Origin of the sequence: Proteus sp. NMG38-2 (genome assembly GCF_020640995.1) — a bacterium.
Lineage (GTDB): Bacteria > Pseudomonadota > Gammaproteobacteria > Enterobacterales > Enterobacteriaceae > Proteus.
This window is the reverse complement of the sequence record NZ_CP085481.1, coordinates 3,608,067-3,621,442: the sequence shown is the minus strand read 5'-3', so window position 1 is coordinate 3,621,442 and position 13,376 is coordinate 3,608,067. Positions and strand designations below refer to the sequence as shown.

6 protein-coding genes and 3 tRNA genes are annotated in these 13,376 nt (G+C 38.2%); 5 read left to right on the top strand and 4 right to left on the bottom strand.

Features of this window, described 5'->3' with window-relative positions:
• Positions 1-15: 15 nt before the first annotated feature.
• The 3 genes from ptrA to recD are packed head-to-tail and all read left to right on the top strand — an operon-like array spanning position 16 to position 8,434.
• A complete protein-coding gene (gene ptrA / locus LG402_RS17180; protein WP_109409084.1) occupies positions 16-2,904 on the top strand; it encodes a pitrilysin in 2,889 nt (962 codons plus the stop codon).
• Positions 2,901-6,521, top strand: a complete 3,621-nt coding sequence (recB, locus tag LG402_RS17175; RefSeq protein ID WP_227336017.1) for an exodeoxyribonuclease V subunit beta — start codon at positions 2,901-2,903, stop codon at positions 6,519-6,521. The genes ptrA and recB overlap by 4 nt, the downstream gene beginning before the upstream one ends.
• 2 nt (positions 6,522-6,523) lie before the next feature.
• Positions 6,524-8,434, top strand: a complete 1,911-nt coding sequence (gene recD / locus LG402_RS17170) for an exodeoxyribonuclease V subunit alpha (protein ID WP_227336016.1) — start codon at positions 6,524-6,526, stop codon at positions 8,432-8,434.
• A gap of 76 nt (positions 8,435-8,510) precedes the next feature.
• On the opposite strand, the gene argA is transcribed toward recD, so the two are convergent.
• Complete coding sequence (argA, locus tag LG402_RS17165; RefSeq protein ID WP_109409081.1) at positions 8,511-9,845, bottom strand: amino-acid N-acetyltransferase; 1,335 nt, start codon at positions 9,843-9,845, stop codon at positions 8,511-8,513.
• 240 nt (positions 9,846-10,085) lie between these two features.
• Between argA and amiC the strand changes: the two genes are divergently transcribed.
• Positions 10,086-11,348, top strand: coding sequence for an N-acetylmuramoyl-L-alanine amidase AmiC (gene amiC, locus LG402_RS17160; protein WP_166539378.1), 1,263 nt, complete (start codon positions 10,086-10,088; stop codon positions 11,346-11,348).
• Positions 11,349-11,555: 207 nt separating this feature from the next.
• Here the strand turns inward: amiC and LG402_RS17155 are convergent.
• The 3 genes from LG402_RS17155 to LG402_RS17145 form a co-directional block, all read right to left on the bottom strand.
• Positions 11,556-11,632, bottom strand: a tRNA-Met gene (locus LG402_RS17155).
• A gap of 22 nt (positions 11,633-11,654) precedes the next feature.
• Positions 11,655-11,731, bottom strand: a tRNA-Met gene (locus LG402_RS17150).
• A gap of 31 nt (positions 11,732-11,762) precedes the next feature.
• A tRNA-Met gene (locus tag LG402_RS17145) sits at positions 11,763-11,839 on the bottom strand.
• A 357-nt stretch (positions 11,840-12,196) separates the two neighbouring features.
• On the opposite strand from LG402_RS17145, the gene mltA reads away from it, so the two are divergent.
• A complete protein-coding gene (gene mltA, locus LG402_RS17140; protein ID WP_109409079.1) occupies positions 12,197-13,291 on the top strand; it encodes a murein transglycosylase A in 1,095 nt (364 codons plus the stop codon).
• Positions 13,292-13,376: the final 85 nt, after the last annotated feature.

The window sequence follows — 13,376 nt, the reverse complement described above, 5'->3', positions numbered from 1 at the left end:
GGGAGCTCATATCAGATGAGAAAATACTTATCGCAACTATGGATCATGTTGCTATTGATGCTAGTGAGTATCAACAGTTTTGCTGCTGATCCACTTTGGCAAGTATTGCCAGATAGCATTGAAAAAAGTGAAAGCGATCCTCGACAATATCAAGCGATTAAATTGCCTAATGATATGACTGTATTACTGGTTTCTGACGAAAAAGCCGTTAAATCATTAACGGCAGTTGCGTTACCTGTTGGCGCATTAGAAGATCCAGATAGTCAGCAAGGACTTGCGCACTATTTAGAACATATGGTGTTAATGGGATCGGCTAAATATCCTCAATCTGGCAGTATGTCAGAGTTCTTACAAAAGAACGGGGGATCTCATAATGCGAGTACCACTACATATCGTACAGCTTTCTACTTAGAAGTAGAAAATAGCGCCATTAATGAAGCGGTCGATCGTCTTGCAGATGCTTTAGCTGAACCTTTACTTGATCCTAAAAATGCCGATCGTGAACGTAATGCAGTTAATGCCGAGTTAACCATGGCGCGTGCGCGTGACGGTATGCGTTTTTGGCAAGTTAGAGCAGAAACCTTAAACCCAGCACATCCAAGTTCTCGCTTTATGGGCGGAAATTTAGAAACGCTGAGTGACAAGCCAAACAGCAAACTTCAAGATGAACTCATCAAGTTCTATCAAACACACTATTCTGGCAACTTAATGAATGGAGTGATTTATAGTAATAAATCACTTGATGAATTATCTAAATTAGCCGCAGAAACCTTTGCTCGTATTCCAAATAAAAAAGCAGATATCCCTGTAACCACAGTGCCTGCGATGACGGATAAAGAAAAAGGGTTAATGATCCATCTAGTACCTGCTTTACCGCAAAAAACCTTACAAATTGAATTCGGTATTGATAATAACGTTGCCGATTTTCGTAGTAAATCTGATGCATATATCGGTTATTTAATCGGTAATCGTAGTTCTGGAACACTTGCAACATGGTTACAAGATCAAGGTTTAGCTGAAAGTATTAGCGCATTTTCAGAGCCGTATATCGATCGTAACCAAGGCTCCTTTACGATTTATGTTGCACTAACAGATAAAGGTTTAGCGCAAAAAGATAAAGTTATCTCAGCCATCTTTTCATATCTTCGTTTAATTGAGTCACAAGGCATTAGTCAGCGCTATTTTGATGAAATTGCGAATGTTTTAGATCTCTCATTTCGTTATGGTTCTATTGTAAGAGATATGAATTACATAGAAGGCATTTCAGATATGATGTTGCGTTATCCAATCAAAAATATCCTGAATGCTGATTATATTGCCGATAATTATGAACCTTCAGCAATTCTTTCTCGCCTAGGATCACTGACGCCAGAAAAAGCACGTATTTGGGTGATAAGTCCTAATGAACCGTCTAATAAACAAGCTTATTTTGTTAATGCACCTTATCAAGTTGATAAAATTACAGCTAAACAATTAGAAACATGGCAGAAGTTGTCGGATGATATTTCATTATCCTTACCGACACTTAACCCATATATTCCTAATAATCTGTCGTTGATTGACGCTGATAGTAAAATCACTAAACCACAATTATTGTGGCAAGATAAAAGTGCTCGCTTGTTCTATATGCCATCACACTATTTTTCTGATGAGCCAAAAGCCAGCGTGACATTAAGTTTAGTAAATAAGAAATCAGACATTACGGTTAAACAGCAAGTTACACAAACCTTAACTGATTATCTTGCTGGTTTAGCACTCAGTGAATTATCTTACCAAGCTTCTGTTGCAGGTATGAATATCTCATCCTCATCAGGACAAGGTATTGATTTTTCAATGAATGGTTATACACAACATTTACCAGAATTAGTTAATGCAACATTAAAAAGCTATATGAGCTTTGAATCAACGCAAGAAGAGCTTGAACAGGCTAAATCTTGGTATCGTGAACAACTTGAAGTAACTCATAACCTAAAAGCGTTTGAAGCAGCTATGCTGCCAGCTCGCCGATTAAATACTATTCCGTATTATGAAGAAGCTGACAAACTCAAAGCATTAGAGTCAATTACACTGCAAGATATTATTGATAACCGCCGTGAAGTGATTAAAAACGCAGCACTTCAAGCACTGATTGTTGGTAATTTAACGCCAGAGCAAAGCCGTGATATAGCGAAATCTGCACATGAGTTATTAGGTAATCAAGGAACAGAATACTGGATTGGTGAAACACTAGTATTCAATAAATTAGATGCCGTTGAATTTCAAAATAAATCAAACAGTACAGATAATGCTTTAGGCGAACTTTATATCCCTACTGGGTATAGCCGCCTTGAAGGTCAGGCTATTTCTTCTGTGTTAGCTTCAGTTATTAAACCTTGGTTTTATGATCAATTAAGAACAGAAGAGCAACTTGGTTATGCTGTATTTGCTTATCAAGGCACTATGGGTGAACAGTCTGGCCTAGGTTTCTTATTACAAAGTAATGCTAAACCTCCGGTTTACTTAAATGAACGTTATAATGCATTTTATCAGCAAGCCTACGAACGTTTGAAAAAAATGAGTGAGGCTGATTTTAATCAGTATAAGCAAGCAATTATTACTGAAGTTAAACAACCACCTCAAACTTTCTATGAAGAAGTCTCTCTTTATCGAAATGATTTCCATCGTAATAATTTAAAATATGATGGACGAGAGAAATTCTTAGCTGAGCTTAATAAAGTGACGTTAAAACAAGCTATTGAGTTTTATGAAAAAGCAGTAATAAAACCAAATGGTTTTGTGTTTGTTTCTCAAATAATTGGCAAAGATGGTAAAGATGCTGATTACGCGCAAAATAAAAAATGGAAACGTTATACGACAGTCAGTGAATTACAAAAAACGTTACCAGTTGAGGAAATTAAAGAGTGAGTGAAGCGATACAGGCACAGCCATTAAATCCTTATACACTTCCTTTGTACCAAAGACGCCTTATTGAGGCGTCTGCGGGTACAGGTAAAACCTATACCATTGGATTACTGTATTTGCGATTACTTCTTGGTTTAGGGGGAGATTCTGCGTTTTATCGACCTCTAAGCGTTGAAGAGATCTTGGTTGTGACATTTACAGATGCGGCAACCGATGAATTACGTGCACGTATTCGTAAAAATATCCATGAGCTAAGGCTTGCCTGTATCCGTCATGATGTTGATAGTGGTGACAAAACATACCAAGAATTACTCAAACAAATTCCTAATAAAGAGTTAGCCGCGCAGTGGTTATTAGAAGCTGAGCGTCAAATGGATGAAGCTGCTATTTACACTATTCATGGATTTTGCCAGCGTATGCTGGCAAACAATGCATTTGAGTCAGGTGTATTGTTTGAACAAGTCTTGATCCAAGATGAATATGAGCTGAAAAAACGTGTTTGTGCTGATTTTTGGCGTCGCCACTGTTATCCCCTTTCTTATGATGTTGCTAATGCGGTTAGCCAGATTTGGTCTGGTCCAGAGCAGCTACTTTATGAAATACAGCCTTATTTACAAGGTGAAATGCCAGAAATAGAAGGTGTGGCATTAGACAGCGAAAATGAGTCGGTAAAAGAGCGACATCAAGCTGTTATTGAAGCCATTAATAAGGTGAAAGCGCGTTGGAATGAACATCATCATGAAGTTGAAGCGTGGATAACGGCCTCAGGAGTGGATAAACGAAGTTATAGTAGCCGTTTTTTACCTAAATGGATTGAAGAAATCACGTTATGGGCCGCAACGCTTGAAACAAAAAGCTATCAGTTACCTGATTGCTTGGTTCGTTTTTCTCAAGAAATTTTAAATGAAAAAGCGACCAAAGGCCCTGCTCCTGAGCATATTCTTTTTGTTGAAATTGAGAGTCTAACAAAACAAAGCTTAACACTGCGTGATGTTATTTTAGTGAATGCTATTCCCGAAATACGCCAAGGTATTGAAAATGAAAAAATGCGTCGGGGTGAAATGGGATTTGATGATCTCTTAACACGCTTAGATAGAGCATTAAAACGTGAAGGGGGAGAAGCATTAGCACAGGCTATTCGTGAGCGTTATCCCGTTGCAATGATTGATGAATTTCAAGATACCGATCCTCAACAATACCGTATTTTTGATGCTATTTATGGTGAGCATCAAAACAGTGGGTTACTTTTTATCGGTGATCCTAAACAGGCAATTTATGCTTTCCGTGGTGCTGATATTTTTACTTATATTCAAGCGCGAAAACAAACAACACACCATTACACTTTAAATACTAACTGGCGTTCTGCTCCGGGAATGGTGAATGCGGTTAATAAACTTTTTATGCGTTCTAGTGCTCCGTTTTTATTTGAGCATATCCCTTTTATTGAGGTGAGTTCTGCTGAAAAAAACCAAGATATGGCTTTTATTTACCATGGTAAATCGATCTCACCTTTTAACTTTTGGCTTGCTGAAGGTGAAAGCCTATCAACGGGAAATTATGAGCAAATTATGGCAACGCAATGTGCAGCTCAAATTCGTGATTGGTTATCAGCAGGCGATCAACAGCAAGCATGGCTCTTAGAGCAAGGTGAAAAAAAATCACTGACATCGGCTGATATTATGGTGCTGGTTCGTAGTCGTAGAGAAGCATTACTTATTCGTGATGCACTAAACTTACTCTCTATACAATCTGTATTCTTATCAAACCGTGAAAGTGTATTTGAAACGAATGAAGCTAAAGATTTGCTTTGGTTACTGCAAGCAGTTGTAACGCCAGAGAAAGAGCGTGTTTTAAGAGCCTCTTTAGCTAGTCGGTTATTTGGTTTTAGTGCAAGAGAAATTGATAGCCTAAATCGTGATGAACAACGCTGGAATAGTTATGTAGAGAAATTTGCTGACTACTATGTATTATGGCAAAAACGTGGCGTTTTACCGATGTTGCGTAAGATTATGATGGATAATCAGATTGCCGAGGATCTACTTGCCAGTATTGATGGTGAAAGGAGACTCACTGATATCATGCATATTGGCGAATTATTGCAGGAAACCTCGTTACAGCTTGATAGTGAACATGCGCTTATTCGTTGGTTAGCACAACAAATTTCTCATCCTGATGCGCAATCAGAAAGCCAACAAATGCGTTTGGAAAGTGACCGAAATCTTGTGCGAATTTGTACTATTCATAAATCCAAAGGCCTTGAATATCCTATTGTCTGCTTACCTTTTGCTTGTAACTATCAAGAGCAAAAAGGGGCGCTTTATCATGACAGAGAAAAATTTTACGCTAAGTTAGATATTTTTAGCAGGCCTGAAAGCTTGCGTTTAGCGGATGAAGAACGTTTAGCAGAAGATTTACGCCTACTTTATGTAGCATTAACTCGTTCTAAATTTTGTTGTTATGTGGGCGCTGCGCCATTGGTGAAAGGGAATAAACGTAAATCGGGACTGACTGATCTTCATAAAAATGCTTTAGGGTATTTATTACAGCAAGGTGAAGAAGGGAATAGCGAATTATTACATCAATCAATCCATGCATTACTCGATGAAAATATTAGTGTGATCACGCTCGATGAAGTTTCAGCACAACGTTACCAACCTCAGTTAGTCAATGAGGCAAAATTAGAGGCTGCAGTATTTAAACGTAAAATCCATGATAATTGGCGTATAACCAGTTATTCAGGACTAACTTATCAACATTCAAATCGCGGATACCATTTCGATTTGGGCGATATTGAGGCTTTAGTGCAATCTATTGCTCCTGGATTGGATACTGATGCCAAAGGTGAGAAACAACGAGAAGAAACCGATGAAAATTCGATTCATCATTTTCCTCGTGGTGCGGTTGCGGGAACATTCTTACATGGCTTGCTTGAAGTCTTAGATTTTTCTCAACCCATTGATGAACAATGGATGCAAGAGCAATTAACGGCTCAAGGATTTGATGAAAAGTGGGCGCCATTATTAGTAACATGGATGGAAACACTGTTTTATACCCCTCTTAATGATGATGGATTATGCCTTGCTGATATCCCTAAAACACAACAACTTGATGAGTTACAATTTTATTTGCCAATTGAACAAGAAATAACATCATCTCAGTTGACTCAATTAATAAGTCAGTTTGATCCCTTATCAAAACGTTGTGCTGCTTTACAATTCCAGCAAGTAGAAGGCATGTTAAAAGGTTTTATTGACTTAGTGTTTTGCTGGGAAGGGAAATACTATGTGGTGGATTACAAATCAAATTGGTTAGGTGAATCGAGTGAAGATTACACTCAAGAAGCGATGGTCAATGCAATGATAGATCACCGTTACGATTTGCAGTACCAACTCTATACATTAGCATTACATCGTTTTTTACAGCAACGCATTCCAGATTATGATTACAAAAGCCATTTTGGGGGAATTTATTATCTTTTCTTACGTGGTATAGATAAAGCACACCCTGGAAATGGAGTTTATGCTTATTTACCTGATGAGGCGTTTGTTTTGGCGCTAGATGCGTTATTTACAGGCAAAAGTATGAAAAGTAGCACTCCTGATGTAGTCGATGAGAAATAAAAATGATCAAACTATTAGAACAAGCGATTACACAAAATGTATTACGACCGTTAGATCTTCGATTTGCACAAATGCTGGTGGAAGATGAAAATCCGATTTTACTGTTTATCTTTGCTTATTTAAGCACTCAAACAGGAGCTGGACATGTTTGTTTGCCATTAAATATTATCAAAGAAAATCAATTGTTTGATGGTAGGCAAGACGAACTTGCTCGCGCTATTTGGCAAAGAATGGGAGAGCCTTCTACTGATCAAATAATTGAAGCGTTAATACATAGTCATTGTGTTAATCAAGGTGGTGATAATTCTCCATCACCTATCATTTTAGATAATGGACTTCTTTATCTGCAAAGAATGTGGAGCTATGAAGAAAAAGTGGCTCAATTTTTTAGGCAAGAACATCCGGTGGTTGATATTGATGAAAATGCATTAATTAAAGCACTCAATCAGCTTTTTCCAACAGCAAAAGAAAATAAAGAAACTAATTGGCAGAAAGTAGCTGCCAGTGTTGCTATCACTAGCCCTATCTCTATTATCTCTGGCGGCCCAGGAACAGGAAAAACCACAACGGTGGCAAAAATCTTGGCTGCTTTTGTGATGCTTACTTCGAATGAGAAACCCATTATTCAATTAGCAGCACCAACTGGAAAAGCTGCTGCCCGATTAACAGAATCCCTAGGTAAAGCACTTGCTCAACTTGCTTTAAGTGAAGAAGAAAATAAGTGGATGCCAAAGCAAGCACAAACTATTCATCGTTTGTTAGGGGCTCAGCCGGAAAGCCAGCAAGTGCGTTACCATAAAGATAATCCATTACAACTTGATATTTTAGTGGTTGATGAAGCGTCAATGGTTGATTTACCTATGATGGCTCGCTTAATTGATGCACTCCCACAGCAATGCCACGTTATTTTCTTGGGAGATAAAGACCAACTCGCTTCTGTTGAGGCTGGAGCTGTATTAGGGGATATTTGCCGTTTTGCGGATGATGGTTTGAGCCAAAAGCGATTTGATAAAATTGATTATTTAACACAAGGTGAGTTATCAAAATCTGCAGATATTATCTCTGTTTCTAACACACCCGTTTCAGTTGTTAGTGATTCACTTTGCCTATTACGAAAAAGCTATCGATTTGGCTCGAATTCAGGAATTGGTCAACTTGCTTTTGCTGTAAACCAAGGACAGACCAAAACAGCACTGACATTGCTGAAGAAGGCAGTAATTACGCCTCAACAAATTGAAATGGCACTAGATACTCAAGATGTGAATTTTATCCCATTAGAGAGTGATGAAAACTACTTACTGATGATACAAGATGCAGCACAAGCCTATCGCCAGTATCTCTCATTGATAGCAGAAAAAGCCACTCCTGATGCGATCCTTAACGCATTTAACCAGTATCGTTTATTGTGTGCATTAAGAGAAGGGCCATTTGGTGTAAGTGGGTTAAATGATCGAATTGAAATGCTATTGCACCGTCAACGATTAATTCGTCGCCCTACAAATAGCTATCAGAGTGACTACATTGGACGTCCGATTATGATCCAGAGAAATGATAGTACACTTGGGCTGTTTAATGGTGATATTGGTATTATGCTCAATAATGATGAAGGCGAAATGAAAGCCTTTTTCCAATTGCCAGATGGTACCTTAAAAGCCATTCAACCTAGCCGGTTACCTCAACACGAAACGGCGTATGTTATGACAGTGCATAAATCACAGGGATCTGAATTTACACATACAGCATTAGTATTACCTGAAAAATTTTCGCCAGTGGTCAGCCGTGAATTACTGTACACCGCCTTAACTCGCGCTAAACAAAAACTTTCTCTTTATGCCTGCGAATATATGGTGAAAATGGCTATTCAAACACGTATTCAGCGTCGAAGTGGTTTAGTCGATAAGTTACGTTACTAATCTCTATCAGATAAGACAAAAACAATAAAAGACAGATATTGAGAGGGATACCTGTCTTTTTGTTTATATTTGATAGTTACTCTTTATGTAAATCTAAAATCAAAATTTTGGAGCGACGCTGATAATTGTAGAGCGCCTGCTTTTCAATGGGTAATTTATCAATTTCAGCAGGTTCAAATCCTTTTTCTTGAAACCAGTGAATACTGCGCGTTGTTAAAACAAATAGTTTTTCTAATCCTAATTGCTTAGCATGGGCAGAAATTCGTTGTAGTAATACCTCACCACGACAAGAGCTACGATAATCAGGATGAACAGCAACACAAGCCATTTCACCAATTTTTTCTGATTGATAAGGGTAAAGAGCAGCACAGGCTATAGTCATATTATCGCGTTCAATAATGGTGAATTGATCTATCTCCATTTCTAATTGTTCTCTTGAACGTCTGACTAAAATACCTTGCTGCTCTAATGGGCGAATAAGTTCGAGTATGCCACCAATATCATTGATATTGGCTCTACGAACTTTTTCTGCACTTTCCATCACGATTTGAGTTCCTATACCATCGCGAGAGAATAGCTCTTGAATAAGCGCACCATCAGATTGATAACTTAATAGGTGACTGCGCTCTACGCCTCGGCGACAGGCTTTAACGGCACCTCGCAAAAATCTGACTGTACCTGAGTGGTAATCGCCTTCGGTTTGTAGCTCTTGGATTTTATCTTCGGCTTGATTAGGTAGTAATTCAGAGACAATGTGTCCATCTTCATCGACAACACCCTGGAAAGAGCAAAAACCAATAATTTTTTGCGCTTTAAGTTTTATAGCAAGTTGTGTCGCTACTTCTTCAGATGTGAGATTAAAGCTTTCACCAGTAACAGACACTGCAACAGGGCCAATTAATACGATGGCGTTACTGTCTAATTGACGGTGAATAGCTTCTTCATCAATACGACGAATTTTTCCGCTATGACAATAATCCACGCCATCATCAACTCCCAAGGGTTGTGCAATGACAAAGTTGCCACTAACGACATTAATATGCGCACCTTGTAATGGTGTATTACTTAAACTCATTGATAAACGTGCAGTGATGTCGAGCTGTAATGTACCCGCTGCTTGTTTAACAATTTCTAAGGTTTTACTATCAGTAATACGAGTATATTTATGATAAATTGGTGAAACTTTTTGTACTTCAAGTGCCATATCAATTTGTGGTCTTGCGCCATAAACAACCACTAAACGGATACCTAAACTGTGTAGTAATCCAATATCGTTAATGATAGATGGAAAATTTTCATGTGCGATAGCTTCGCCACCCAACATAATGACAAATGTTTTGCCTCTATGTGCATTAATATACGGAACCGAGTGGCGGAATCCATCGACCAATTCGGTGCTACGCTCTTTCATAAAACCCTCTCAAGTGAATTTTTATTCGCATTTAATGTATTTTTATTCTTTTTGATGAGGAATGGCAAGTAAAATCCTATCTTATTGTTTTGCATGAGGGCAGAATATTCGTGTAAATGTGAGTAATTGTGCTGTTTTTAAGTGACAGTAGAGTGTGGATTGGGTAAAGTTTTTCGTTCTTAACTTTTTTTATCTCTTTTTAGAGTTTATTGACGTTAATCGTTTTTTTGGAATATTTTCATGAGTCATTCTGAGCACAATCAAACTCGTCGTCGTCTTATTAAAGGAATTGGCGCGTTATTATTGTTAAGTGTTAGTCCTGTTGGCTTTGCTGCGACAGCATCTATTGTTGCTGTCAGGGTTTGGCCAGCCTCGACTTATACTCGCGTGACTATAGAATCAAAAACACCACTGAAATATCGTCAGTTTGCATTATCAAACCCAGAACGTATTGTGGTGGATTTAGAAGGTATTCAGCTTAATAGCGTATTAAAGGGTATGGCTAATCAAGTTCAGACTAGCGATCCTTATTTAAAGTTGATCCGTGTTGGTCAAAATACGCCTAAAACAGTGCGATTAGTTTTTGAAGTAAAAACACCAGTACAACCACAAATGTTTACTCTAAAACCTGTTGCAGAATTTAAAAACCGTTTGGTGTTAGATTTCTACCCAAGCCATGGTGCAAATGCTGAAGATGATCCACTCTTAGCACTGTTACGTGAATATAATGATGGTGATTTACAACAAGCGGTACCAGCCCAAACAGACACCCGAAAACCGGGTAGGGCAGGGAGAGACAGACCTATCATTATCATGATCGATCCTGGGCATGGTGGGGAGGATCCTGGTGCCATTGGAAAATACAAAACACGTGAAAAAGATGTGGTATTACAAATTGCACGTCGCTTAAGAACATTAATTGATAAAGACGCCAAAATGAAGGCGTATATGACACGTAATGAAGATGTGTTTATTCCATTAACGGTGCGTGTTGCTAAAGCACGAAAAATGCAAGCTGACTTGTTTGTCTCTATTCATGCTGATGCATTTACGAATCGTTCTGCCAGAGGTTCATCTGTTTTTGCGTTATCAAAAACAGGGGCGACCAGTAATACTGCACGCTATCTTGCACAAACACAAAATGAGTCTGATTTAATCGGTGGTGTGAGCAAAAGTGGTGACCGTTATGTTGATCATGCGATGCTTGATCTTGTACAAACGGCAACTATCAATGACAGTTTAAAATTTGGTAGTGAAGTGCTTAAGTTGTTGGGAGGGATTAATAAACTACATAAGAATAAAGTTGATCAGGCAGGGTTTGCGGTATTAAAAGCCCCTGAGATCCCCTCTATTTTAGTAGAGACTGCCTTTATCAGTAATATCGAAGAAGAGAAGAAACTGAAAACGGCTAAATTCCAGCAACAAATTGCAGAATCTATTTTTAAAGGGATCAAAGCTTATTTCGCTAATGGCGGTGAATTAACCTTAGCTGACCGTAGCTAATCTCTTCCTATACCCTTTTTTATATTCCAGTAGAAAGCTAAGATCATGTGTTTTCTATTGGAATTTCTATTGTATTTTCAGCACAATAAATTTATCCAATACGTTATTGAAATAAAAGAAAATTGATGTAGTAAATCTATGATTGATAAGATCAGCTTTTTGAATTAAAAGAGAAAGTAAAAATGAGAGGAAATCTTGAAGAAAAATTGGTTGCGGGAGCTGGATTTGAACCAACGACCTTCGGGTTATGAGCCCGACGAGCTACCATGCTGCTCCATCCCGCGACTGAATTGTTATTTATAGAATTGGTTGCGGGAGCTGGATTTGAACCAACGACCTTCGGGTTATGAGCCCGACGAGCTACCATGCTGCTCCATCCCGCGACTGATACTATAAACTTACTGCTTTGTGAATTGGTTGCGGGGGCCAGATTTGAACTGACGACCTTCGGGTTATGAGCCCGACGAGCTACCAAGCTGCTCCACCCCGCGTCTCCACAGAGGGGCACTATACTCAGGATCTGCTGAGTTGCAAGTTTTTTATGAAATTTTTATCGTTTTCTTTTAAAAACGGTCAGAAATAATACATGAGGATGCAATTTTAGGCAGTTATACTCGTGGTGCTTAAAGTTGTAGGAGCTGACTATACTCATTGGAGTCACATCGTTTATCTATGTTTCTCTCTCTATTTCCACTTGTTGTGACTTAATGTTTAAAAGTCATATTGATTAGGGGATAATAGAAAACCTTAACTATCAGTATATCCATATTCATATCTTTATTGATTTGGCTTTGGTATCTTTTTAATTCAAAATCAACACTCAAATTTAGTCATTAAGCGGGCAAAAAATGATTACTTGGCGAAAATCGTTAATTTTAGGTATGTTAGCGCTTGCCTTGACAGGATGTCATCGTCCTACAGAGCAAGGTCAGCAATATAAAGATGGGAAACTTAAACAAGACTTGATCGAAGTCAGCTCGCCAAATACACAAGGTACACCGATTAATGGCCCAGATTATCTGCAACAAGTTAATCAGATAAATCAAACATCATCTCGTTTGTATAATAGTAACAAAGAGACTTATCAAGCAGTTGAAAACTGGCTACGTTCAGGGGCTGATACTCGCCAATTACGTCAATTTAATCTTTCCGCCTTTCAAATGGAAGGTGTTGATAACTATGGTAATGTTCAGTTTACAGGTTATTATACGCCAGTCCTTGAAGCTCGTTTAACACGACAAGGTGAATTCCAATATCCTCTTTATAAAATGCCCGCCAATAGTCGCTCGAAACTTCCTTCACGTGCAGCTATCTATAATGGTGCATTAAGCCAATCTTTAATTGCGGCTTACAGTAATTCCATTATGGATAATTTTATGATGGAAGTTCAGGGAAGTGGTTACGTTGATTTTGGTGATGGAAAACCACTTACCTTTTTCGGTTATGCAGGGAAAAATGGGCATGCTTATCGAAGCATAGGTAAAGTGCTAATCGACAATGGTGAAGTAGAAAGAAAAGATATGTCGATGCTTGCTATCAGAGAATGGGCTGATAAACATAGCGACACTGAAGTGAGAAAATTATTAGAAGAAAATCCTTCATTTGTTTTTTTTAAACCTGAGCCTTTTACACCAGTAAGAGGAGCAAGTGCTATTCCATTAATTGCACTTGCATCAGTGGCTTCTGATAGAAGTATTATTCCTGCGGGAACTGTATTACTGGCTGAAATTCCTGTGCTTGATAATTCAGGTAAGTTTACAGGCGAATATCAAATGCGTTTGATGGTGGCATTAGATGTAGGTGGCGCAATTAAAGGGCATCATTTCGATATTTATCATGGGATTGGTAAAGATGCAGGTCATATGGCAGGTTTTTATAATCATTATGGACGTGTTTGGGTATTAAAAAAATCACAACTTAACTTGCTAAATCCTTCGTCATAAAACGATTTACTATTTATCAGGTTATTATTAACGATAAAATCAGGCAAACGACATGGCTATTGATATTAATAGCCATGATTATTTC

Coding starts and splice junctions, on each gene's coding strand:
- ptrA (WP_109409084.1), top strand. CDS start 16: ATGAGAAAATACTTATCGCAACTATGGATCATGTTGCTATTGATGCTA.
- recD (WP_227336016.1), top strand. CDS start 6,524: ATGATCAAACTATTAGAACAAGCGATTACACAAAATGTATTACGACCG.
- argA (WP_109409081.1), bottom strand. CDS start 9,845: ATGAAAGAGCGTAGCACCGAATTGGTCGATGGATTCCGCCACTCGGTT.
- amiC (WP_166539378.1), top strand. CDS start 10,086: ATGAGTCATTCTGAGCACAATCAAACTCGTCGTCGTCTTATTAAAGGA.
- mltA (WP_109409079.1), top strand. CDS start 12,197: ATGATTACTTGGCGAAAATCGTTAATTTTAGGTATGTTAGCGCTTGCC.